23 protein-coding genes and 1 tRNA gene are annotated in these 25378 nt (G+C 36.0%); 16 read left to right on the top strand and 8 right to left on the bottom strand.

Annotation, left to right across the window (positions count from 1 at the left end; genetic code table 11):
- Positions 1-253: 253 nt before the first annotated feature.
- From I5M32_RS04075 to I5M32_RS04065, 3 genes are all read right to left on the bottom strand, one after another.
- Positions 254-766 carry a UpxY family transcription antiterminator gene (locus I5M32_RS04075; protein ID WP_200584901.1) on the bottom strand — a complete coding sequence of 171 codons (513 nt, stop codon included), beginning with the start codon at positions 764-766 and terminating at the stop codon, positions 254-256.
- Between the two features lie 87 nt (positions 767-853).
- On the bottom strand, positions 854-3250 hold the full coding sequence (locus I5M32_RS04070) for a polysaccharide biosynthesis tyrosine autokinase (protein ID WP_200584900.1): 2397 nt from the start codon (positions 3248-3250) through the stop codon (positions 854-856).
- Between the two features lies 1 nt (position 3251).
- Positions 3252-4046 (bottom strand): polysaccharide biosynthesis/export family protein, encoded by a 795-nt coding sequence (locus I5M32_RS04065; RefSeq protein ID WP_200584899.1) that lies wholly within the window; start codon positions 4044-4046, stop codon positions 3252-3254.
- Between the two features lie 184 nt (positions 4047-4230).
- Between I5M32_RS04065 and I5M32_RS04060 the strand changes: the two genes are divergently transcribed.
- From I5M32_RS04060 to I5M32_RS04045, 4 genes are all read left to right on the top strand, one after another.
- Positions 4231-7800: a T9SS type A sorting domain-containing protein gene (locus tag I5M32_RS04060; RefSeq protein WP_200584898.1), complete on the top strand. Its 3570-nt coding sequence runs from the start codon at positions 4231-4233 to the stop codon at positions 7798-7800.
- The gene (locus I5M32_RS04055) at positions 7797-8057 is read left to right on the top strand and encodes a hypothetical protein (protein ID WP_200584897.1); all 261 of its coding nucleotides are present in this window, start codon (positions 7797-7799) and stop codon (positions 8055-8057) included. Before I5M32_RS04060 ends, I5M32_RS04055 begins: the two co-directional genes overlap by 4 nt.
- Positions 8058-8403: 346 nt before the next feature.
- Positions 8404-9162 (top strand): glycosyltransferase family 2 protein, encoded by a 759-nt coding sequence (locus I5M32_RS04050; RefSeq protein ID WP_200584896.1) that lies wholly within the window; start codon positions 8404-8406, stop codon positions 9160-9162.
- Between the two features lie 9 nt (positions 9163-9171).
- Positions 9172-10284: an MraY family glycosyltransferase gene (locus tag I5M32_RS04045; RefSeq protein WP_317193095.1), complete on the top strand. Its 1113-nt coding sequence runs from the start codon at positions 9172-9174 to the stop codon at positions 10282-10284.
- A 172-nt stretch (positions 10285-10456) separates the two neighbouring features.
- Here the strand turns inward: I5M32_RS04045 and I5M32_RS04040 are convergent, their stop codons facing one another.
- From I5M32_RS04040 to I5M32_RS04025, 4 genes are read right to left on the bottom strand one after another with little or no spacing between them, the layout of a single operon-like run.
- Positions 10457-11668: a bifunctional 3,4-dihydroxy-2-butanone-4-phosphate synthase/GTP cyclohydrolase II gene (locus I5M32_RS04040; RefSeq protein WP_200584895.1), complete on the bottom strand. Its 1212-nt coding sequence runs from the start codon at positions 11666-11668 to the stop codon at positions 10457-10459.
- Positions 11669-11670: 2 nt separating this feature from the next.
- A complete protein-coding gene (locus tag I5M32_RS04035; RefSeq protein WP_200584894.1) occupies positions 11671-12825 on the bottom strand; it encodes a glycosyltransferase in 1155 nt (384 codons plus the stop codon).
- Positions 12818-14254 carry an LptF/LptG family permease gene (locus I5M32_RS04030; protein WP_200584893.1) on the bottom strand — a complete coding sequence of 479 codons (1437 nt, stop codon included), beginning with the start codon at positions 14252-14254 and terminating at the stop codon, positions 12818-12820. Before I5M32_RS04030 ends, I5M32_RS04035 begins: the two co-directional genes overlap by 8 nt.
- 19 nt (positions 14255-14273) lie before the next feature.
- Entirely contained in the window at positions 14274-14657 is a 384-nt protein-coding gene (locus I5M32_RS04025) for an START-like domain-containing protein (protein WP_200584892.1), read from the bottom strand.
- 561 nt (positions 14658-15218) lie between these two features.
- Here I5M32_RS04025 and I5M32_RS04020 point away from each other — a divergent pair.
- The 4 genes from I5M32_RS04020 to I5M32_RS04005 all read left to right on the top strand — a co-directional run bounded on the left by I5M32_RS04020 (position 15219) and on the right by I5M32_RS04005 (position 17761).
- Positions 15219-15292, top strand: a tRNA-Met gene (locus I5M32_RS04020).
- Between the two features lie 41 nt (positions 15293-15333).
- On the top strand, positions 15334-15585 hold the full coding sequence (locus I5M32_RS04015) for a GIY-YIG nuclease family protein (protein WP_200584891.1): 252 nt from the start codon (positions 15334-15336) through the stop codon (positions 15583-15585).
- A gap of 180 nt (positions 15586-15765) precedes the next feature.
- A complete protein-coding gene (locus I5M32_RS04010; protein ID WP_200584890.1) occupies positions 15766-16794 on the top strand; it encodes a LacI family DNA-binding transcriptional regulator in 1029 nt (342 codons plus the stop codon).
- 43 nt (positions 16795-16837) lie between these two features.
- On the top strand, positions 16838-17761 hold the full coding sequence (locus tag I5M32_RS04005) for a DUF58 domain-containing protein (protein WP_200584889.1): 924 nt from the start codon (positions 16838-16840) through the stop codon (positions 17759-17761).
- Between the two features lie 52 nt (positions 17762-17813).
- On the opposite strand, the gene I5M32_RS04000 is transcribed toward I5M32_RS04005, so the two are convergent.
- Positions 17814-19049, bottom strand: a complete 1236-nt coding sequence (locus I5M32_RS04000; protein WP_200584888.1) for a cation:proton antiporter — start codon at positions 19047-19049, stop codon at positions 17814-17816.
- Between the two features lie 148 nt (positions 19050-19197).
- Between I5M32_RS04000 and I5M32_RS03995 the strand changes: the two genes are divergently transcribed.
- From I5M32_RS03995 to I5M32_RS03960, 8 genes are all read left to right on the top strand, one after another.
- A complete protein-coding gene (locus I5M32_RS03995) occupies positions 19198-19467 on the top strand; it encodes a VF530 family DNA-binding protein (RefSeq protein ID WP_200584887.1) in 270 nt (89 codons plus the stop codon).
- Positions 19468-19634: 167 nt separating this feature from the next.
- A complete protein-coding gene (locus I5M32_RS03990; protein ID WP_200584886.1) occupies positions 19635-20738 on the top strand; it encodes an ImmA/IrrE family metallo-endopeptidase in 1104 nt (367 codons plus the stop codon).
- On the top strand, positions 20735-21310 hold the full coding sequence (locus I5M32_RS03985) for a DUF4411 family protein (RefSeq protein ID WP_200584885.1): 576 nt from the start codon (positions 20735-20737) through the stop codon (positions 21308-21310). Before I5M32_RS03990 ends, I5M32_RS03985 begins: the two co-directional genes overlap by 4 nt.
- Positions 21311-21668: 358 nt before the next feature.
- Positions 21669-22547, top strand: a complete 879-nt coding sequence (locus tag I5M32_RS03980) for a cell division protein FtsX (protein ID WP_200584884.1) — start codon at positions 21669-21671, stop codon at positions 22545-22547.
- Positions 22548-22549: 2 nt separating this feature from the next.
- A complete protein-coding gene (locus I5M32_RS03975; RefSeq protein WP_200584883.1) occupies positions 22550-22786 on the top strand; it encodes a DUF3098 domain-containing protein in 237 nt (78 codons plus the stop codon).
- Positions 22783-23577 carry an undecaprenyl-diphosphate phosphatase gene (locus I5M32_RS03970; RefSeq protein ID WP_200584882.1) on the top strand — a complete coding sequence of 265 codons (795 nt, stop codon included), beginning with the start codon at positions 22783-22785 and terminating at the stop codon, positions 23575-23577. The genes I5M32_RS03975 and I5M32_RS03970 overlap by 4 nt, the downstream gene beginning before the upstream one ends.
- A 5-nt stretch (positions 23578-23582) precedes the next feature.
- Positions 23583-24305 carry a tRNA pseudouridine(55) synthase TruB gene (truB, locus tag I5M32_RS03965; RefSeq protein ID WP_200584881.1) on the top strand — a complete coding sequence of 241 codons (723 nt, stop codon included), beginning with the start codon at positions 23583-23585 and terminating at the stop codon, positions 24303-24305.
- 52 nt (positions 24306-24357) lie between these two features.
- Entirely contained in the window at positions 24358-25365 is a 1008-nt protein-coding gene (locus tag I5M32_RS03960) for a bifunctional riboflavin kinase/FAD synthetase (protein WP_200584880.1), read from the top strand.
- Positions 25366-25378 lie beyond the last annotated feature (13 nt).

Raw genomic sequence — 25378 nt, 5'->3', positions numbered from 1 at the left:
GGACACCCGAAACACCTCAAAAAACAAGCTTTATGAGGAAGCTAAGCCACTTTGTGGAAACCACCGCACAAAACAGGAGCTTAAGGCAGAAAAAGAGTTTTTTAAGAATTAAACCGGGCTTTTTTTATCTTAAAGAAAGCACAAATGAAACATATTTAAGATAAAGCGAGGCTACATCAAAATCAAAGCTTTTTAATGTTATTCGCCAACTGGCGGATCGATATGACTATCTATAAGGGAGATGACATTAACTTTAGTAAATAGGCTCAACATCCGCAGCGGAAATCTTTAACAAAAGAGATTGCCCCAAGGCATCTAACCTTAAAATCAACCGCTCTTGTTGCTGCCAAGAGACCATTTCTGCTTCATAACCTTTCAGTTTACCAGAAACGATCTTTACTTTTTGTCCTACGTTTAATTTATCATAGGTAATTTCCGGACATTCATCTCCAGAAAGGTAATTTTTTAATGCGGCAATCTGATTATCTGGTATATAGGCTGCTTTACCAGAAAAATGGATGAAGCGAACGATACCGGGTGTTTGTACCACTAAATCATATTCTTTGTGGCTGATAAAAACAAATAGGTAAGACTTAAATAAAACCTCTTCTACCCATTTTTTACGATCGCTCCATTGTTTTAAGGTTTTATAGGTGGGCAAATAGGTAAGTATTCCCTTTTTCTCTAAGAGAAAATTGGTTTTTTTCTCAGCTCTTGGAGAGGTGTAAACAGGATACCATCGGTAAACTTCATCAATTTTAGACATCCTTCAAAACAAATAATCCCTAACTAAATTTTCACTACTCATTACTTTGTACTTCCAATTTATTACCTACAACTCACCTCGCTTTACCTACAACTTACCCCATAATTTTTTCCACCAAGAAACTACATGATCATCATTATAATAACCATATCCTTTACCGCTACTTTCTGAATAATAATAGCCATAATAATTTTCTGAATATTTGGTGGTATAATAGTTAGAATGTAGTGCCACTTGTCTAAAATCATTTAGAATAATAAAGGTGTTCTTTAAATGATATTCATTGGCAATTCTGTTTGGGATGCTTGCTGCGGAATATTTAGATTTTCCTGTTCTGATCACAAAAAGATTAATATCGCTCATCCTAATAAGTGGCAAGGCATCAGAAACTAATCCGATTGGGGCGGTATCGAACAAGATAAAATCATAACTTGCCTTTAGCTCTTCAATCAAAGTTTGAAGGCGATCAGAGTACATCAATTCTGCAGGGTTTGGAGGTACCACGCCAGCCACAATAAGATCCAAATTTTCTTGTTGGGTTTGATGGATTATATCTCCCAGTTCATCCTGATGGGCAAGATAGGTACTCAATCCTTTTTTGTCTTTGATGCCAAAAGTTTTATGGACCTTTGATCGTCTTAAATCTGCAGCTATAAAAATCACTTTTTTATCAATCAGGGCCAAAGAACTGGCCAAATTGATCGTTACGAAAGATTTTCCCTCTCCGGCAATTTCAGAGCTGATACAAATCACTTTAGATTGTTGTTCACTAGCGATGAAACTGAGATTGGTCCTAACAGATCTAACGGATTCTGCAAAAATAGATTTAGGTTTAGAAATAGTTAATATCTGTTTATTATCAGGGTCGATTTTTTCTGGGAAATGCCTGATCATCCCAACGATAGGTGTATTTGTTAGGCTTTCTATGGTTTCTTTGTCGTAAATATAAGGATTTAACATCCTCGCTAAAAATATCAAACCAACACCACTTCCTAAACCAATGATCCAGGCAAACTGCCAAATAGATTTGCTAACGGGAGAAATTGGCGAGAAGTTGGGCCGGGCTAGATCTACGATGCTGGCATCGGGTAAAATAGAGGCTTTAGAAATCTGCGCTTCTAGCTTCTTCTCAGAGAGATAGCTGAATATTTTTTCGTTGATATTATAGTCTCTTTGTAAACCAAATAAGTCGCGTTCTTGTTGAGGTAAATTTTTTAGATCACCATAGGATTTGGCCAGTTCTTGCTCGTTAAATTTTTTGGTCAACTCAATCCTATTTTTTGTTGCCTTGATATTATCTCCAGCGGCTTCCCTTAAAATATTAAGCTTAGCATCCAATTCTTCAACTGGTTTTGCACCTTCTTTAAAGGTATTTACCAAGCTTGCCCTTTCTTGGATGAGGCTATTCCATTGAGTGAGTAAATTACTCAATAAGGGGTCTAAACTTCCATCTAAATTGAAATTTAGGGTAATTTCTTCTTTATTCTTCTGAAATTGTTTTTGAAGTTGTTGTAATTGCAAAAGTTGTAAGTCGGCAGCTTTATTTGCCGCTTCTAAAGTAGTTACGTCGCCCAATACGGTAGAGGCGGTGCTACCCAGTTCAAAAAAGTTGTTTTTTTGTTTAAAATCTTTTAACCGCTCGCCAGAGTTTTGAACCGCATTAGAGAGATTGCCTAATTGCGAATCAATAAAGTTGATGATTTGTTTGGCCGATTGAGTTTTCTCATCCAAACCTTGCTGTAAATAAACTTTCATTACCGCATTTAAAGCATCGGCAGCAAAATAAGCGTTGCCATCAATTTTAGATACTGCGGCAATAGAAGAGTATTTTGCCGCTTCTCCAATACTAAGACCACTTCCCAATCTGCCATACCATTCTCTTTTATGGTTAAACTTAAAAAGATATTGGGCACCTTCAGATAAACCTGTAATTTTCTTAATATAGAATATTATGCCAGGTATTTTAATGATGTCGCCAAATTGATAGGTATTTGTGATTTCTTTTCCGCTATTAAAATAACTTAATACCAAGCCTTTATTGCTAGGGATCAAGGATATTCTTTGATTATAAAAATTTGAGGAATCTTGTTTTAATATTTGGACCAAAAATGGTTTTTGTGGATATAGTTCTACGGTCCTTACTTTTCCTTCCAAAAAATAGCTCACTTGCCAATCGATATAATTTACCGAGGCTTCAATGGTTTTACGGCTCCTAAAAGTCCAGCTTTCAGACAATATTTTATTGGTGTAATTTCTTGTTTGAGGACTTAGGGTAACAGAGTTGCTTAAATTGGCTTGTTTTTCTTCAAATTTAAGATAAGCAGAAGTACTATAAACCTTAGGTGTGTACCATAAATAAATATAAGCAACCAATAAAGAAAGGATCAAGGTTGCGGCGATCCAATACCACCTGCTCAATATGATTTTGGCAAATTTACCATAATCTATTTCTTGCTTATTCTTTGATATCATCTTTTCTTCCATTTTACCTGGTTAAACGGTCTATCAATAAATAAGCACTGATGGTGGTTACCACTATTCCAATGATGTTACGGGTTGATGTGATTTGATCTAAAAACTTATAGGTGTTTTTTGTATCTGCGTATATGATATCGTTATTGTGTAGGTAAAGGTTATCGTTGGATAGTGCCTTTAGCTTTTTTAGATTAACAGAAATAACTTTTGGGTTTTTCAAATCCCCTCTAATAATCCTGATATTTTTAGGGTTGGCCCTAATGTTTAAGCCTCCGGCATCAGCTATAATATCAGTCAAATAAGTTTTATCAGATGAGATAGGTAGATTACCTACTCTTCCAAACTCACCTAAAACGGTAACCTTTAGGCTGGTTATCTTAACTTTTATAATAGGATTCTTTAACAAAGTTTTAGAGTATTCTGCATTTAAAAATCTTTCCGCATCGGGAATGCTCAATCCTCCAAGCTTAACCCTATTAAGAAATGGTAGTGCCACCATACTATCCTGTTCTACAATATAATCTGAACTGGTGCTTGCCCCGGATGCCAAGCCGGCATTATAACCTAAAATCTGTGTTTCATTTTGTAAATTACGTAAACTAAGAATATCGCCAGGCAGTATTGTTTGATTTAGGATTTCTACCGAATTTTTATTGCCCTTCTCAAGAACTGTTACCGCTGGTTTTTTATCATTTTTATCTTCTAGGTTAAAGAGCGTTGTTCTTTTTGTGCTGCAAGAACTGAATATAAGCACCACTGTTAATAAACATAATAGCCTGCTAGAAAAATAAAAATTCAAAAACATATCAAGAGTATATCCTGTAAATCTATCAGTTTTAACTCTTTTTGCAAAAAAATGTTAGCAAAGCCGTTAAAGACTTATTTAACACTTTGGTAATTAAGGGTGTAATTAAAAATACCTAAAAACCATTGCTGTTTTGATTACGTTTTTTTTAGTAGATTTGAACTTTATTGAGTAATACTCTAATATGAAACTAAAGTTACAAATTTATTTATATTCGTTTTTTCTGATTTTTTTGTTCTCATTCAATTGTTTAGCTTCCTCTCCAAGTGATTACTTTAGGTCAAAACAATCAGGTGCTTTTAATTTGGCGAGTACTTGGGAATCTTCAGCTGATAATATTAATTGGATTAATGCTAATTTAATCCCAACAGCCGCTTCAAAAGGAGTTGACATTAGGAATGGTCATACAGTTTTAATAAGCTCCTCAATTGTTATAGATGATTTTGTTGTAAGTATTGGGGGGGTATTAACTATAAATACTAACGGAAGTTTAAATATTATTAACAGTGCAGCATTTGTTGATTGTGCCGTTTACGGACAAATTATTAACTCTGGAAGTTTTGCTTCCAGCGGAAGATTAGAATTCTTCAATGGATCTAAATATATTCACGCTTTTACAACAACTGATGGTAGAATACCTCCAGCTATTTGGGACGATGGATCCAATTGCGAAATTTCTGGTTATACCACTTCTAACACAGGTCCTCGACTTTTTGATGATTTTCAAAGTTTTTACAATTTTACATGGAATTGCACAAACCAGCAAATTAATAGCTTTCCAGCTTTAACGGCAAGATTGAATGTAAGAAACAATTTCAATGTTTTAAGTACAGGTCAAGGGGCACTACGAATGTTTTATACAACCGCCTCAGTAAATCATTTTGTTAACAATTATATACAAACTGGTGGTATTGTTGATATGCTTTATACCACAAATGCCTCAAATTTAATAACTAATTTATATATATCTGGCAATTTTTCTTTAATAAACGGCACTTTCAGGAAAAGTAGTGCTAACGTAACTAATACTACAGCTTTGATCTTTAACGGCACTTCCATACAAAATTTTACCAAAACTGGAGGCACTTTTACCGGTGCAATTAACTTTATAGTTAATCCGAATGCAATCGTAGATTTTGGCAACTCAATAATCAGCGGTAATACAGGTACTTTTAAAGCAAATGCCAATTCAACTTTGATTACCTCCAATTCTGGTGGCTTTGCGCTAACGGGAGCGACAGGTACGGTACAATCTACTGGCACTAGAACCTATCCTACCACCGCAAATTATACTTACAATGGCACTACCCAAAATACGGGAAATGGGTTGCCTGCAACGGTTAATAATTTAACAATTGATAATAATTCTGCTGTTACGTTAAGAACGGGCAGTATAAATGTAAACGGTGCTTTTACCATCAATTCGGGTTCTTTAGATTTGGGCACTAATTTACTAACCACACCCACTTCTGTTGGGTTTACGGGTAACGGGACTTTATATACCCAAAATATATCTGCTACACCGTTACAGGTTAGTAAAACATGGGGAGGTACGGTGGCATATAATTCATCTTCTCCACAAACCATTGTGAATGGAGATTATACCAATTTGAACGGCACCGGTGGAAATAGGACATTAAGCTCATTAATAAATATTGCAGGAGATTTTATCCCAGGTACACCATCGTTATATACCATTACAGGCTCTACCGTTAATTTTAACGGCACAGGCCCTCAGAACATCCCCACTTTTGATTTTAACAATTTAAGCGCAAGCAATAACGGGACTAAAACAGTTACGGGTGATGCCACGGTTTTAAATACCCTACAAGTAAACGATGCCGCTGTAATAAACGGTAACGGAAACTTGACTTTATTGGCTACCGCGACAAAGAACGCCAATGTGGCACCGCTTTCTGGCTCGGCAGATATTATTGGGAATATTAAAGTCCAATCTTATTTATATGGCGAACCAAGTGGCGCAAAAAGAGGGACAAAATCTATGTCTTCGCCCATTAATGATGCGGCCGTTGCCGGTGCTAAAACTTTTCAGCAATTAAAAAATTATGTGATCATTTCTGGGCCGGGCGGTACCGCCAATGGTTTTGATGCCGGCCCTGGTCCGGTACCTACCTTTAATCCGGTAACGTTAAATTTTTATAACGAATCGGCTTCGCCATCAGTAACTTCTTTTATATCCGTACCAAATATTACAACAAACACTTCGCCCGGAACGGGCTTTCTTTTGTTTTTTAGAGGGAATAGATCGGGCATATATGATAACCCGGGCAAAATGATCGCCCCGTTTTCTGCTGCAGAAGATATGTTGGTAACCTATAACGGGCCTATCAATAAAGGGGATATTAATGTGAACATTGGTTATACCTCTTATGGCGATGCCTATGATGGTTTTTATCTAGCGGGCAATCCTTACCCTTCTACAATTGATTGGGATGCGGTAAGAAGCGCTTCTAATAACCTGAATAGCTCAATTACGGTGGTAACCGGCGGAAAGGCAAATGCAACCTATAACTCAGTGGGAGGAATATCCGCAAACGGAGGGTCAAGGTATATACAACCCGGACAAGGCTTTTATATTCAAGCAAATAGTGGTGGTGGTATTTTGAGGTTTAAAGAAAATCAAAAAAATATAGTGAACACGCCTGCCAGGCTCTTAAGCGCACCTATTGAACCTGATTTAAAATTAACCACTCTAAATGCACCCGCTACACTATCCAATAAAAGTGCTTCGGCAGTTTCAACCTTTTCATCAACAGATAAGAAAATTTTAAGGATAAATTTAAAGGAAAATGATTTTCAAGAAGAAACAGTAGTGCTTTTTGATAATCGATATGTGGCTGAAGCAAATGAGAACGATTCTAAATATTTCCCGGGTTTCGATGTAAGTTTATCAACTCTATCCTCGGATAATAAGCCTATGGCTATCAATTTGATGCCAGCAGTAGAAAATGTAGATGATATGAAGCTCAGCGTATCGGCTAAACAATATGGTGATATGTCTCTCACTTTTACCGAGGTTGATTTTGGCGACAGTAAAGAATTATGGCTTCAAGATAATTATTTGAACACTTTGACCCAAATAACCCAAGGTTCTGTTTATAACTTTAGCATCGTTAAAACCGTAGCTACAAGTTATGGGGATAATAGGTTCAAACTACTATTTAAACCGCCAACCACCTTACCTGTAAAACTACTTACCTTTGAGGTAAATAAAAATAATAATGGAGTAGGGTTAAACTTTACAACATCTAAGGAAACAAACAATAAAGGTTTCGATATTGAAAGAGCCGGCGATCAAAATCAAAATTTTAGTAAAATAGGGTTCGTAGATGCCAAAATAAACCCTCAAACTATAAATAATTATAATTTTATAGATGCCTATCCGTTGCAGGGTAATAATTATTACAGATTAAAGCAAATAGATAACGACGGTAAATTTGAGTATTCTGAGATTAAGTCTTTAAGATTCGATTTTAACAATCAACAACAATCTATATTGATCTATCCAAATCCTGCTAAAGATTTTATTAAGGTTACTTTGCCTTCTGGCCAGTTAGGAGCTGTTAAGATGAACATCATTAACTTAAACGGGGCTACCGTTAAGAGCGAAAAATATAAAGCCGGACAAGAACTTACCCAAGATATTTCTAATTTGAAAAGCGGTATGTATCTATTAGAGATAAGAGATGAGAACGAGGGTTTATTAGGCGTAAATAAATTTATTAAGAAATGATGAGGGATTTTTTTAAAAATAAAGGCGGTTTAATTAAGGTGTTTTTTATATTTTCTTTTATATTTTTATCATCATCTGGCTACGCATTTGATGATTGCAGCGATCCTTTAAATCCAAATCCAGATTTGCCAGACTGCGATCCCGATTTATACGTCCCGATAGATGATGGCGTGTATTTTATTTTGATTGCAGGTATTGTAATCGGCTATAAGGCGTTCAAAGAAACGGGTTTAAAATTGAGGTCAACAGATTATTAATTTACCAATTATCTCTATTAAAACCTTATTGCCATTTTAACGCAAGGAAAAATCCCTCTGTTAATATCGGCACACCCTTAATCTTGAACTATAAACCAAACGAAACAGCCTGAGGTTTATAGAAGTGCCACTCTAAGTAATGCCCCTCTGAGCGGAGTAGAAGAAGGAGACGATGAGGGGGTTGAAGAGGAAAGCCAAAACACAAACCAAGCATTTGTGAAACCAAACTTCATTCAAATACTCAACTATTCCCTTACCATAGGATCATCGTACCAACACCAAAGGATCATCTCTAATAATGGGTCAATAATTTCCTTTTATTTCTAATTTTATTTAACATTGGATAATGTTAATCTCTATAATTACCGCAACCTATAATTCTCAATATTTTTTAACGTCGGCTTTAAATTCCTATCAAAATCAAACACATCCCGATAAGGAATTGATCGTTATTGACGGCCACAGTAACGATGGTACTTTAGCGATAATCGATAAACATAAAAACTTTATCAATCAATTTGTTTCTGAAAAAGACAAAGGTATTTACGATGCGTTAAATAAGGGGATTGGGTTGGCCAAGGGCAACGTTATCGGTATTCTTCATTCTGATGATTTTTTTGCCGATGAAGAGGTGCTCTTACAAGTGAATGAGGTTTTTGAAAACGATGATACCATAGAAGCCATCTACGGCGATTTACAATATATAGATAGAAATAACCCTACTCGCATCATTCGAAATTGGGTTTCCGGAAAATACGATAGAAAAAATTTTAGGTACGGTTGGATGCCTCCCCACCCTACATTATTCATAAAAAGGGACTGTTTTATTAAATATGGTTCTTATGATCTAACGTTTACATCTGCCGCAGATTATGATCTAATACTAAGGTTTTTGTTTAAGCATAACATCAAAACAGCTTATTTGCCAAAAGTATTCACAAAAATGAGGGTCGGTGGGTTGAGTAACCATTCTTTAAAACATCGGATTAAGGCCAATAAAGAGGATCGTTTGGCAATGAGAACTAATGGCTTAAAATTTCCTCTTTTAGTTGCGATATTAAAGCCGATTAGAAAATTAGGACAGTATTGGGATAAAAATCATTAATTTTAAATCGTGAATTTCGATTTTTCATTTGTGAACATAGAATGGGTTTATTATTTGGTAGTGATAGCCGTTTCTGCTTTCGTTTCTTTTATTTCTATCCCATCCATTTTATTTGTGGCCAGAGAAAGGCATCTTTATGACGATCTACACAGCCATAGAAAAGAGCATGATCATGGGATACCCCGTTTAGGAGGAGTAGCTATTTTTTGTAGTTTTACCATTGTCTCGTTATTATTCGCAAAATACGATTCTGTATTACCCACCAATGTTTTACTTACTTCATGTATCATTTTATTTGCTGTTGGTTTAAAGGATGATCTTGCGGGCTCTGGGCCGGGCACAAAATTTTTTATGCAGTTTTTGGTAGGGACCATTCTGGTATTAATGGGCGATGTACGCTTAACCAGTTTGTACGGTGTGTTTGATGTGCAATCTATTCCTTTTTATTTAAGTGTGCCGGTTTCTATCATCATCATTATGTTTATTGTAAATGCTTTTAACCTAATTGATGGTATTGATGGTTTGGCGGGAACAATTGGGCTGATCGTTAATTTAACATTTGCGGTGCTGTTTATACACATGGGGCAAATTGAATTGGCGGCATTGGCTTTTAGCATGGTTGGGGCGATTATCGGGTTTCTATATTATAATTATACACCGGCTAAGATTTTTATGGGAGATACCGGAAGCTTATTGATAGGCTTAATATCTGTGGTTTTGGCGATAAAGTTTATAGAACTGAATAAATTTACAGCCGCTAATTATGCACCCACTTTTTATTCTGCCCCGGCAACTGCGGTAGCGGTTATCATCATCCCATTATTTGATACCTTTAGGGTTTTCTTTTTAAGAGTGATCAAAAAACAATCGCCTTTTAAGGCAGATAGAAACCATATTCACCACAGAATTTTGAAGTTGGGTTTTACACATCTTCAAGGCACTTTTGCTTTGGCCCTAACTAATTTACTTTTTATATATGTTGCCTTAACCCTAAGATCTTGGGGTAATTTTGGGTTAATATTTATGTTCTTTGGTATTTGTATAGTTATTAATTGGGGCACCACCGTTTTGATCAGGATTAAGGAAAGAAAAGGTTTTAAAGTTGGCTATTTCTTTGGTTAAGGTTCTTTGGTTCTACATTAATAATAATTCATTCCTGAGCGAAGTGGATGGATTTGAAGCCATCTAGTAACAAAAACACTATGGTAAAATTTTAATCATAGATAGATTGAAGCTGAAGGAGAGGAATAAAATTCTTAACTCTTTAAATCATAAAACCCTAAACCTATAATGATCAACTCTCTTTGCTGTGCATAATATTATGGCCCATTTTATCTCTTTTGGTTTTAAGATAAAGCTCATTATGTTGGTTAGAAGCTATTTCTATGTTTACGTTTTCTACCACCTCCAAGCCATAACCCACTAAACCTGCTCTTTTTGTTGGGTTATTGGTCATTAATCTCATTTTTGATACTCCTAAGCTTCTCAATATTTGCGCCCCAACGCCATAATCCCTTTCATCCATTTTAAAGCCCAGAGCAAGATTGGCATCAACGGTATCCATCCCGTTTTCTTGTAGATTATATGATTTCAATTTATTTACCAAGCCAATTCCCCTGCCTTCTTGGTTCATGTACAAAACCAATCCTTTCCCTTCTTTCTCTATCATCTCCATGGCTTTATGAAGCTGTGGGCCGCAATCGCAGCGGCAAGAGCCAAAAATATCTCCCGTAATGCAAGAACTATGTACCCTAACCAAAATAGGTTCGTTTTCTTCCCAACTGCCTTTAATTAATGCAATATGATTTTCATTGGTGTTGGTTTGAGTAAAAGCAACCATTTCAAAATCGCCCCATTCTGTGGGCAATTTAACAGAAACTTCTTTTTTGATCAACGATTCATTTCGTAAACGATAAGCAATCAAATCCTCGATAGAGATAATTTTCATATCTAATTTCTCGGCCATTACCAGTAATTCTGGGAGTCTTGCCATTTCCCCATCCTCGTTCATTATTTCGCAGATAACACCTGCGGGTTCAAAACCAGCCATTACCGCTAAGTCTATGGCTGCTTCGGTATGTCCCGCTCTTCTTAAAACGCCACCATCTTTTGCGATCAAGGGGAAGATATGCCCTGGCCGCCCAATGTCATCTGCTTTTATGGCTGGGTCAATTAAAGAAAGTATGGTTTTAGAGCGGTCTGAGGCAGAAATACCCGTAGTACACCCATGGCCGTTCAAATCTACCGAAACGGTAAAGTTGGTCTCAAAAGTAGCGGTATTTCTACCTACCATTAAGTTGAGGTCTAATTCTTTACACCTATCTGCGGTTAGCGGTGCGCATATTAAGCCCCTTCCATGCGTTGCCATAAAATTTACCACTTCTGGGCTTGCATTTCTGGCCGCTGTCAAAAAATCGCCTTCGTTTTCACGGTCTTCATCATCAACCACAATAATTATTTTCCCCTCTTTAATGGCCTCAATGGCTTCTTCTATTGTATTTAACATGGCTATTTTACCCTTTGTGAGATTTCCCAATAACCAACTTTTACCCCTTTTACATATTGGCAAAACCCAACTAACAGGGAAAAGTTCATCATTAAAAAATAATGAGCAAATTTAATTATTTTATTAAGTGGTTTTATGGGTTTAGTGAGCTGGTAAGTCAGAGGGGTGCAATAAAAGAATAATTGAAAAAAGAAACCCAATTGATATATTGTTCCGTTTTGATAAAGATAAAAGTTAGCCATAAACAAGAAAACAAAGAAAAAAGGCACTAACCACCTGATCCCTTTATGAGACCAGAAACAAAACCCTAAAGGCGTGAAGATATTTATGAAAAGCCCAAAAAAATGTTTAAGGTTTTGATAGTTGCCACATGAGATACGTTTTCTACGTTTCATTTCTAAGGCAAGCAAACCGTTCGGCTTTTCATAACAAACAGAAGATTTCTCTATGATACATTGATATTTATTTTTTGAAACGGTAGCTGCGATAAAAAAATCATCTACCAAGAAGTTCTTTGGGATAGGACCGAACAATTTTTTTCTAAAAGATAAACAGGCACCAAACGGGGCAATGGTGCAACCCCAAATTAACCCTTCATTATATTTGATTTCGTTTTCCCAACTCACATAGCTTTCTTCTTGTATGGTATGGTTTTTATCTATCTGGGATTGGTTGATCACATAACTTCCCACTAAACCAATTTTATCGTTTTTATAGTTTTTAACATTGTTATTTATGGTATCTGCCGCAAAAATTATGTTGGCATCGGTTAAAAAAACAATATCATATTTTGCAAGCTTTACCAGTTGGTTTACTACAAAAGCTTTCCCATTTCTATCCGTTTTTTCATAAAAGCGGATAAATGGATACTTTTCAATCGTTTTTAAAACGATATCCTTTGTTGCATCGGTTGAGCCATCAGAATAAACAATAATTTCAATTTTATTTAATGGGTAGTTTCCAGTACAGATAGAATCTATCTTGCTTTCTATCAATAAGGCTTCATTATAAGCGGGTATAACAATGCTAACCATGGGTTGGTAAAAATTGGGGGTGATGGGCTTTTTGCTTTTGGCCAAAATCTTCAATAAATAAGGATAGATTAAATAGGTATAAGCTATCAATGAAATCAAAACCCAGAAAATAATTTTAATCATTCTTCGCTTTTCTTCTAAAAACCTTTTTAAATAGATTTTTATATAGATCAACATCAAACAATGCAGAATCTATAGTTGCTTTGTAGGTTAAGAATAACCCTAACGGGGTAAGAACAAATATGGCAAGCCACATTCCCAAAACCGGGGATAGATTTCCTTCTTTTACCGATTTTTCGCCTATGGTGCTGATGATGTGATATATCAAGAAAAAAATGATGGAGATAACAACTGGTAAGCCTAAGCCTCCTTTTCTGATGATTGCCCCAAGGGGCGCACCTATGAAAAACAATACCAGACAAGAGACCGCTAAAGTAAATTTTTTGTTGTATTCTATTAAATATCTTCTGATTGTTTTTAAAAAATCTTCTGATTGTTGATTTTTATTCTCTAGTGACTCTGTTAGGTTTCTAATGTTATCCTTTGCATCTGAAATAGCAAGAGAAACGTTTGCAATATCGATCCCAGCAAAAATATGGTCTTTTTTAAAGTTTAAACTATCCATTAATTTGCCTTTCTTATAATTTTGGGCGCTAAAATATATTTTATAATAGGGGCTAACAGAGCTAAAAACAGTTTTATTTAAACTATCATCTAAACGGGTAACAGAGTCTTTAAAAGATACCAATTGTTTGAGGTTTAACATCTGATAGTTATTTTTAAAGAGATTTTCATCTTCCCTTTTAAACTGAAAGCTAGAAAGATCAAATTTCTGTTCGGTTTCTTTAAATCTTAACCTAATGAGTTCTTGCCTTGGGTTATAACCGCTCTTGCCCTGCTTTTCTTCATATCTAACACCATCTTTTAATTTTAATATCAAAAACCTCCCATCATCTGTTTTGTAGATTTCGCCTTGTTTGGCCATTAAAACGTTGGTGTTGCCAGATCCATTACTTTGATCATATATTACCACATCTTTCCAAAGTTCCCCATCATTCTCCTTTTTCTCTACCCTTATAGAATAACCAGGGATGCTATTGTTAAAAACCCCTTCTTCTATTAAAAAAGAAGCTTTTTGCTCCCTAACATCATATAAAAGAGAGCCCATCTTGAGGTTGGCCACAGGTAGCATATAATCAGAAAATAGAAATGCGCTGATGCCCAAAGCGGTTATCAGGATAAAAAGCGGGATCATGGCTCTTTGTAAAGAAATGCCCGCAGATTTAATGGCAACCAGTTCATAGTTTTCTCCTAAATTCCCAAATGTCATGATAGAAGAAAGCAGTATGGCCAAAGGAAGCGCCATGGCTACGTTTGTGGCGGCGGCATAAGCCAACAATTGTAAGATAACGTACCACTCAAAGCCCTTTCCTATTAGATCATCAATGTATTTAAACAAAAAAAGCATGATAAGAACAAACATCACTATAAGGAAAGTGACAATAAAAGGCCTTATAAATGCTTTTAATACTAAAAGATGTATTTTTTTCACGCTGTAAAACTAGAGAATTTTATGCGCCAATCACATTCAAAAGAGTTTCTATTTGGATATTCCAAATCATTTGCCGGTCTTTTAAATTTTCTGGCAGGGCAAAATCCGTAACTACCAAGGCAACATCGTTTGTTAATTCATCCCTAACGATTTCAAGTTCAAAATAGGTATAAGGTTCGTCATCTACCCAATGAAATTTAACAAACTTGTTTTCTTTAAAGGATAGCATTTTAGCTCTCTGCTCTTCACCATCGTCCCAAACGAAAGTAAAAATTTGATCCCTAACCTTCACATCGTCTGCAAACCATTCTGATAAGCCATTGGGTTCACTAATAAAGTTATATAGTATTTTTGATGAAGATTTGATTTCGTACTCTAATGTAAATTTTACTTTCTCGCTCATTTAATTTGTATAAGAATTGGTTGTAAAATAGGCAAAATATTTTTTTTTACATTCTTTTTCTTAAGGAATTTATTTCGTCTATATTTGCAATCCAAAAAACAACCATTTGGCAGGGTATCAGTAGGCGGACGGCAGTTAGAGCCTGCAATTAAATATTAAGAAATTAGAACCCATGGCGGGGCATCAGTCGGTTGACTGAGCAGGATTCATATCCGCCAGTTGGCGGACGGCAGTTAGGTTCTGCAATTAAATATTAAGAAATTAGAACCCATGGCGGGGTATCAGTCGGTTGACTGAGCAGCATTCATATCCGCCAGTAGGCGGACGGCAGTTAGAGCCTGCATTGAAATATTAGGAAATTAGAACCCATGGCGGGGTATCAGTCGGTTGACTGAGCAGCATTCATATCCGCCAGTAGGCGCAGTTAGATTCTGCAATGAAATATTAAGAAATTAGAACCCATGGCGGGGTATCAGTCGGTTGACTGAGCAGGGTTCATATCCGCCAATCGGCGGACGGCAGTTAGAGCCTGCATTGAAATATTAGGAAATTAGAACCCATGGCGGGGTAGCTCAGATGGTTAGAGCGCAGGATTCATAACCCTGAGGTCGGCAGTTCGATCCTGCTCCCCGCTACAAAGACCACCTTCGGGTGGTTTTTTTGTTTAAGATTAATCATGTTCACAGTATATGCTCTTTATTCTGAAAAGTACGGGAAGATCTACATTGGCTATACCTCCAACCTAGAGCAAAGATTAATCTCACATAATACCTTGGCAACAAAGGGCTACACCATAATGTTCAGGCCTTGGACGGTAATCCATAAAGAGTACTTCGGCTCCAAGTCGGAGGCGGTGAAAAGGGAGAAACAACTAAAATCCGCACAGGGAAGAAAATTTATTTGGGGCATCATAAAGATTGATGGTTAGAGCGCAGGATTCATATCCGCCAATCGGCGGACGGCAGTTCTCCGCCAGCTGGACGGATGCTCCCCACTACAAAGACCACCTTCGGGTGGTTTTTTTGTTTCTACATCACTTCAAATTTTTATAGTCCAAAAAAGTTATCTTTGATTTTTAGGTTTTGAGATAGGATTTGCAATAATTTAGATGAAGAATAAAAAGCCGACAACTATTTACGATATTGCTAAAAAGCTTAACATTAATGCCTCATCGGTTTCTAGGGCGTTAGCAAATAACATCAACGTAAGTGAAAAAACCAAGAGGCTTGTTTTAAAAACCGCCAAAGAATTAAATTATAAACCCAATAGCATCGCTTCTAATTTAAGAAAGGGCAACAATCAAACTATTGGGATAGTTGTACCGCACATTAACCAAAATTATTTCTCTAATGTGATAGCCGGTATAGAGGAAATTGCTTACCAAAAAGGTTATAACATCATCATCTGCCAATCAAACGAATCTTATCAAAAAGAAGTAAAAAGCATCAATGCCTTAATCAATCAGCAGGTCAATTGTATAGTTATTTCTACCAGTGCCGATTTTGACAAAGATGATCACCTGCAAACAGTTTTGGACCATGGGATCAACCTGATACAATTTGATCGTGTTGCCCCAAACTTAGAAACCCATAAGGTTTTAAACGATACGGAACAGGTATCTATGGAAGCTGTTTCCCATTTGATAGAACAAGGATATAAAAGGATTGCACTGCTAGAAGGGCCTCAAAACCTAAGCATCTTTAGAGAGAGAAAGGCGGGTTACATTGCAGCACTTAAGAAACACAACTTACCTATTGTTAAAGAGTTGATTAAAGAAAACGCATGGACAAAAGAACTTGGAGAAAAAGCCACAGGAGCACTCTTAGACCTGCCCAATCCACCAGACGCAATATTTGCCTCCACATCAGATTTTGCTGCGTTGGGGGCTCTAAATGCGGCAAAAAGGAGAACTTTAAATGTACCCCAACAGTTGGGCATTTGTGGTTATTCAAATGAATCTTTTACAGAGATTACCAATCCAACGTTAACCACTATAGATCAATTTAGCACAAAAATGGGAAAAGCGATCGCCGATCTTTATTTTGAGGAGATCAAAGATAAACTGACAACAGGGCCCAAAAAAACGATTAATATAAGGCCAGAATTAATAAAAAGAGCTTCCTCCCAAAAAGTATAACTATGATAGCGTTAAACTTTAGAACATCATCTGTAATTTAAAAATGGAAAACAAAGAGGTTGATTTAGAAGATTTAGTAAACTTTGGTAATCTGGGGTTTTTGGCCCAACAAATTGTAGAAGGCTTTATAACCGGCCTTCATAAAAGCCCTTTCCATGGTTTTTCTGTAGAATTTGCAGAACACCGTTTGTATAACGAAGGCGATTCTATCAAAAACATAGATTGGAAATTGTTTGCCCGTACAGATAAGTTATTTGTGAAAAGATTTGAGGAAGAGACAAATTTAAGGTGCCAAATCTTGATCGATCATTCTGCTTCTATGTTTTATCCCGATGGGGGCTTAAACAAATTTCAATTCTCTTGTTTGGCAACTGCGGCCATCATCAATTTGCTAAAAAAACAAAGGGATGCTTTTGGGGTGAGCCTGTTTTCTGAGGAGATAGAATTTCATTCGCAGGCAAAATCAACCACGGTACACCAAAAATATATTTTAAATGAACTCACCAACTATTTGGTTGCGAAATCTGCTAAAGGTAAGCGTACCGATATTATAAAAAACCTCCATTTAATTGCCGAGCAAATCCATAAACGCTCTTTGGTGGTTTTATTTTCTGATCTATTTCAGAACAATTTAGATCATGGTTTGGAAGAAATATTTTTGGCCATACAACATTTGAAATATCTTAAAAACGAGGTTATTATTTTTAATATCCATGATAAAAAACATGAAGTAGAGTTTGATTTTGAGAACCGTCCCTATCATTTTATCGATATAGAAACAAACGAGCAAATAAAATTAAACCCCAACCAGTATAAAGAGATGTACACGGCCAAAATGGAAGAATTTAAAAAAGAAATCGCTTTAAAATGCGCTCAATTTAAGATAGATTTAATAGACGCTAATTTAGAAGATGGCTTTTACCCGGTTTTAAACGCTTGGCTGATCAAAAGAAACGGAATGAATTAGGCTAAAAGCTGATTTTTTTAGCATTAAACTTTTCATTTTAAACTTAAGAAACTCAATCAAATTTAAGCCTTTTAGTAAATCTTCCGATGGTTAAACCCTGCACCAGAATAGAAAAAGCTACTACAAAATAGGTAATGGAAACCCAAAGGTCTTTATCTAGGTCTGGAGTTAACGAGAGTGCCAGGGCAATAGAAATACCTCCCCTTAAACCTCCCCAAGTTAAAACCATTGTTGTTTTATGTTCAAATTTATCTGTAAACCTGATCAATAGAGAAGGGATCAAAACAGAGATATACCTAATGGCCAAGATGATGAAGATCATGGCTGTGCCGATCCACATAAAAATACCGATATCTTGGATGATCAATAGTTCTAAGCCTATCAAAACAAAGAGCAGGGCGTTCAAAATATCATCTATCAGCTCCCAAAACTTAGAGATATATTCGCTCGTCTCATCAGACATGGCAAATTTCTTACCGTGGTTGCCCACCAAGATCCCTGCAACAACCATTGCCAAAGGGCCAGAAACATGTACCAAGCTTGCCAAAGTATAACCGCCCATAACAATTGCCAAAGTGATCATCACTTCTACCTTGTAATTATCAATGCTTCTCATTAACCTGTAACCAATATAACCAACTATTAACCCTAATAGCATACCGCCAATGGCTTCTCTTAAAAAAAGCTCTCCTATTTCTAAAAACGTTGGTACCTGCGGCGATCTGGCCGCCTCCCAAATGGTAATAAATACCACCACGGCAACGCCATCGTTAAAAAGGGATTCGCCAGCAATTTTTGTCTCTAAAGATTTTGGGACTTTTGTTTCTTTTAATATCCCCAAAACAGCAATTGGATCTGTTGGCGAAATTAAAGAGCCAAACAACAGACAGTTTACATAAGATATTTGAAAACCGAAAAAGGGCAAGATATAATAAGCAACCGTACCCACTAAAAAAGTGGACAAAACAACACTAACTGTACTAAACACCATTACTGGGATCTTTTGCTTTTTTAGATCTTCCATGTTGATGTGGATGGCACCTGCAAAAAGCATAAAACTTAGCATGGAACCTAAAACCAGATCAGAAAAATTGAAGCTTTTTATAAAACCGGTAACATCGCCCAGTACAGATGGATACAACCTCCCGGTTATGACCAAGCAAATAGAAGAGATCAGGGCGATAAGCATTAAGCCTATGGAGGCAGGTAATTTTAAATACCTAAAATTTAGATAGGCAAAAATGGCCGATAGAACAATTAGTATAGAGAAGGTATGGTATAAGCTCATTTTTTTTAAAACGATATATTGTGGGTAAAAATAGAAAACCTAGGCTTAATATAGCTTATTTCATTTAAGTAAACTTAACTGTAGCGTTTTAATTAGTAAAGATTGCAAGCAATTAATAAAAGCGGTATTTAATTTTTAATTTTATCAGATGCAAAAAAAAGAAAGCCTTCAAAAAAACAACCCTTTACATGGTATCACGTTGGCCGCCTTGCTGGCAGATTTAGTGGCTTATGTGGGTTGGGAAAAGATGGGTAAACAGATCCCCATCAACTGTTTTTTAAAAAACCCCAACATAAAATCGAGCTTAGCTTTTTTGAGGAAAACACCTTGGGCAAGGGCAAAAGTAGAGTATATGTACCTTTATAACATCAAAAGGATAGAGAAAGGTAAAAGCAATGATTCTGTTGATGCTCAATGATAATGGAATATCACACAAATTGTTAGTAAGACGTAAGTTTAGAAGGACACCGTTACAAAAAGAAAGTAACATTTAAAATTGTAAATTTGCAGACCTAAAAAAATTTGACCCCATTGAAAGTAGAACAAAATATAGCAAGATTAAAGTACCTGCTGACATTGTATAAAATGACAGCAGACGACTTGTTATTAACTATAAGTGAAGGACTTAAAAATCCATTAACAAAAAGCGACATACTTTCAGACGAAATCAATGTTAGTCACTTAAAGCGTATCGACAAGGTATTCAACAAAGGGCTACATTACTATTTAGATCCTAAATCGCCAGAAGTATCTCAAGACGCAAGCATATTCTTTCGGAAAAACAAATTTGGGACAGACCTAAATATTGGTGCAAAAAAAATTGTAAACCAATTTGAGGAATTCAAAATATCACTCTCGGCAATTTCGAAACTTGCTGAAATTAATATTGACAGGACTTTACCAGTTTACACGATTAATGATGACCCAAAAAATGTTGCAAAAAAGATTAGAAAGAAATTGTCCCCTGAGTTCAATCCTATTCCAAAGGAATTTCTAAGATCCTTAATTTCAACATTCGCAGAAAACAACATCCTTGTTTTTGAATTTGTGGAAACTTGGAATAAAAAGGAAAAAGCAAATGTTGACGGTTTCTTTCTGAACCCAAATGTTATCGTTCTTAAAAGACAGCAGTCATCTTTCAGAAGAGAAATATTCACATTAATTCACGAGTTAGGACACTACCTAATCAACGAAGAGGAAATCGAAGAACTAGATATTTCAAACTTCGCAAGTAACAAACTATCATCAATTGAAAGGTGGTGCAATAATTTTGCTTATCAATTTCTTGTAGGTGAATACGATAGATCGTTCGAGGAAATCGACAAAGCGGATGGAAGCAATGACTACCATTTTGACTTGATTGAAAGTATTTCCAAGAAAACTCATTTAAGTCAAATTGCTTTATTCACTAAACTATTATATCAAAAGAAAATATCTCAGAGCAACTATAACAATATTAAGGCCGATTTTGACGAAAAATATCGTTTACGAAAAGAAGAAGAACAGAAACAAAGAGAGCTAGACAAATTGCAAGGTATTCAAAAGGGTGGATCAACTCCTAAACCTATTAATTCACCCTTACTTATTTCTACCATTCAAACAGCTTTCTATGAAGGAATTATAAACGAGTATGACGTTTGCAAGACTTTAAATATTTTACCAGATAAACTTGAAAAGTATTTACAATGAAAGTAGTGATCGACACAAATTCACTCTTGTCATTGGTTCGTTACTACTTACCTTTTGACAAAAAGGGAGTTCTTTTTAAGTTCTTCAAAGTAAAAATTGAAAAAGGCGAAATCATAATCATTGACAAAGTATATCAAGAATGCACATACAATTCAAAAGGGGTTGTGTTAGCAACACTTGATTATTTAAACAATAAGACATTTTTGAAGTCTTCAAAAGTCCCATACAAGACCGATTCTTTACTTGCTCCTTCACCATCAAAATTTTTACGACAAGTAGAAAATCAATTCGTAAATACAGTTGTAAAACGACAAAAGAAACTTACCGATACTGAGTTTGAAAATCAAAAGAGTTCATTTCTGAATGATGCAGATATGAAGCAAATAATTCTATGTTTAAACCTTATAAAGGATAATGAAAGGGTTGTATTAGTGACAGAAGAAACTGAAAACAGTAACGACAATAAGCTTTTTAAGAAAATTCCAGCAATCTGCAAAGAATTAGAAATTGAAACCATGACTTTACCCGAACTAATTGCAACATATGAGGGTATCAACATTGACTTCCAATAGAAAACCTAAGCACAACGGGCACTTAGCTAATGGCAGGTTCAATATTTCGTATGGATCTTTTCTCTAAATTTGGGCTTTGGTGCTTCGTACCAACTTTGGGGCTAAAAATCCGCAAAGCCGCCAACCGTAATGTGTGGGCTAAGGTTTTTGTTGTCTGTTTTGCATGAGGGGTAGCAGCGGCACCCCGGATTGCCCGACCTTAGGAGGGCAAACGGAGTATAGCGGATAACCCGACCCGCCCTTCTGCGGGACATGCCCAAAAGATAAAATGCTAAAAATAGTTAAAATTGGCAGATTACTTTTTAATGATGCTTATTTTAAGCACCTATTTATTAATTTCGCAAATTAATATTACTTTATGGAAGAATTTGAAGACAGCCGAGCAGCAAAAAAAACCAAAACCATATATATTTCTACGGTGATCAGCATTTCTTTGGTGCTTTTGATGGTAGGTTTATTGGGTTTAATTTTGGTTCACGGGCGTAAACTATCTAACTACGTAAAAGAGAATATAGTTTTAAACGTGATCATAAACGAAGGAACAAAAGAGGTTGACGTTTTGCAGCTACAAAAACAAATAGAGGCAAACAATTATGTTAAAAGCACACAATATATTAGCAAAGAGCTTGCCGCCAGAAACTTAACGCAAGATCTTGGGGAAGATTTTATCAAATTTTTGGGCTATAACCCGTTGCTTTCTTCTATTGATGTTTATATGAAAGCAGATTATGCCAATAATGAGAGCATAGATATTTTGAGTAAACAACTGCAAAAAAACCCGATGATCAATGAGGTGCGCTACCAAAAGTCTTTGGTAGATATGATCAACCAGAACATACGTACCATTTCTTTGGTGATCTTAGGCTTTGGTGCTGTGCTGCTGATCATTGCCGTTGCTTTGATCAATAACACCATCCGTTTGGCCATTTATTCACAGAGGTTTATCATCAAAAGTATGCAGTTGGTGGGTGCAACCCGTGGTTTTATTAGAAAACCCTTTATCAATTATGGTATTTTACATGGGTTTATAGCCGGTTTAATTGCCATAATTTTATTGGTATTAACGCTTTATTTTGCACAAAAGGAAATCCCAGAATTGGTAATTTTAACAGATTATGTAGAGTTTGGAATGGTATTTTTAGGAGTGATAGGCGTTGGTATCTTAATTTCTGGCATTAGCACCTATTTTGCAGTAACCAAATATTTAGGATTAAAAACACAAGATTTATATAGATAGTTATGGCCCAAAAACCAGTTAAAACCCCAGAAAACGGAAGCGTTACCTTCGTTTTTGGGAAACAGAATTACCAATTGCTAATTTTGAGCATTGTTGTAGTGTTCATAGGGTTTGTTTTGATGAGCGGCACTACAGATATCTACAGTTTTAGGAAAATTGTACTGGCACCAATTGTAGTAATTGGAGGCTTTATCTTAGGGTTCTTTGCCATCTTTAAGAAATCGCCAGATAAACCATGAATATTTTTGAAGTAATTGTATTGGCCATTATTGAGGGCCTTACAGAATTTTTGCCCGTTTCTTCTACCGGTCACATGATCATCGCATCTTCTTTGATGGGCATACAGACAGATAATTTTGTGAAATTGTTTACTGTTGCCATTCAGTTGGGCACCATACTTTCTGTTGTAGTGCTTTATTGGAAACGTTTTTTTAGGAGTTTTGATTTTTACTTTAAGCTTTTTGCCGCCGTTATCCCTGCCGTTGTTTTTGGGTTATTGCTAAAAAAACAAATAGAGAAATTGTTAGAAAGCCCATTAACGGTTGCTGTTTCTTTGTTGCTGGGCGGTATTGTTTTATTGTTTGTAGATAAATGGTTTAAAAACGCCAACGTTGATGATGCTGATCAGATCAATTATCCTACGGCTATAAAAATAGGTTTTTTCCAATGTTTAGCAATGGTTCCCGGTGTTTCTAGGTCCGCAGCTTCTATAATTGGTGGCATGACCCAAAAATTAACCCGCAAAGCAGCTGCCGAGTTTTCTTTCTTTTTAGCGGTACCAACCATGTTTGGTGCTACCGTAAAACAGATATATGATTATTATAAAGATGGGAACATCATTACCCCACAAGAAATCAATCTGTTGTTGATCGGGAACGTGATTGGTTTTGTGGTGGCTTTAATTGCGATAAAAAGCTTTATAGATTATTTAAGCAAACATGGTTTTAGGGTTTTTGGTATCTATAGGATTATTTTGGGAGGTATCATAATAGTTTTGCTTTTAAGCGGACATTCTTTAAAGGTTATTTGATCTGAATGACTGAGATTAAGAAAGCTTTCCCAAAATTTGATTTTACCCAAGGCGAGGTTCTTTTATTGAACAAACCCTATAAATGGACTTCTTTTGATGTTGTTGGGAAAATACGGAATTCTTTTAAGCCCTTAAAATTAAAAGTTGGCCATGCCGGCACATTAGATCCACTTGCCACGGGTTTATTGATCATTTGTACGGGTAAACTTACCAAGCAGATCGATATTTACCAAGCTGAAGAAAAAGAATATACCGGCACTTTTACCTTGGGCGCAACCACTCCTTCTTACGATCTAGAAACAGAGATAGACCAAACTTTTGACCTTTCTAACCTTACCGAAGCACAGATACTAGAAAACTGTGAACATTTTATTGGTGATCTAGACCAGTTTCCACCCGCACATTCGGCCATAAAGGTTGATGGCGAACGTTTGTATTTAAAGGCAAGAAGAGGCGAAGAGGTAGCGTTAAAAACCAGGAAAGTAACCATCAAAGAGTTTGAGATTACCAGATTAGAATTGCCCGAAGTTGATTTTAGGGTAGTTTGTAGCAAAGGGACATATATACGTTCTTTAGCTAAAGATTTTGGCGAAAAGCTAAACAATGGAGCGTATCTTTCTAGATTAAAAAGAACAAGGAGCGGAAACTTTAAGATCGAGGATGCGTTTGAAATTATGGAACTGGTTAATCATATCAGAGAAATAAAGCGTGAGGAAGATTTTAAGTGATAAGTTGTAAGTTTAGAGTGGATAGTATAAAGTTAAGATCATTGTATCATAAATGAAAATATACCACCATATCAATGATTTTAAAAGATTAAAAAATGCCGTTGTAACCATCGGCACTTTTGATGGCGTACATTTTGGGCATCAAAAAATCATCAAAAAATTGGTAGAAGAAGCTAAAGAAACAGGTGGCGAATCTGTAATCCTTACTTTTTTTCCTCATCCAAGGATGATCCTAAACCCAGAAGATCATCAAATAAAGATGATCAATACCATGCCAGAAAAGGCTAGGTTATTGCAAGATCTAGGCGTAGATCACTTAATAATTACACCCTTTACCCGCGATTTTTCTAACCAAACCGCAGAAGATTATATCAAAGATGTTTTGATGGGAAATATAGGGATGAGATCCATCGTGATCGGTTATGATCATCGGTTTGGAAAAGATAGAAAGGGCAGTTTGGCAGAATTGCAACAATACAGCCAAGTTTATAATTATCAGATCAATGAAATCCCCGAAGCAGACATACAAAATTTGGCGGTTTCATCTACCAGGATCAGAAAATCTATTGCCAAAGGCGATGTTGACCTTGCAAATGCTTTAATGGGGCATCCTTTTGTGTTAACAGGAAAGGTAATAAAAGGAGATCAGATTGGTAGAACCTTAGGTTATCCAACCGCTAATCTTTTTGTAGAAGAAAACTATAAACTAATTCCGTCTGATGGGATTTATGCCGTACAATTAGAGATTCTAGAGAATAGAAATAAGAACCAAGAACTATCAGACCCTTATTATCCTTTAGAAGATCGAAAGTTAAAAGTAGAAACTCAAAAGTACAAAGGGATGGCTTATATAGGTCACAGACCAACCATTAATGGATTGAGCCAAAATATTGAGGTAAATATTTTTGATTTTTCGGCAGATATCTATTACCAAAATATAAGGATGGAATTTCTTCATTTTATCCGTCATGATGTGAAGTTTGAAGGTTTAGAAAAGCTAACGGAACAGTTGGGAAAAGATAAAGAAGCTACTTTAGCTTATTTTGAAGAGCAAACCTGAATTTTAAAAATTA

The organism is Pedobacter segetis, assembly GCF_016623585.1.
In the GTDB taxonomy this organism is placed as follows: domain Bacteria; phylum Bacteroidota; class Bacteroidia; order Sphingobacteriales; family Sphingobacteriaceae; genus Pseudopedobacter; species Pseudopedobacter segetis.
Note: the sequence above shows the minus strand (reverse complement) of the source record. Positions and strands in the feature narration are given on the sequence as shown.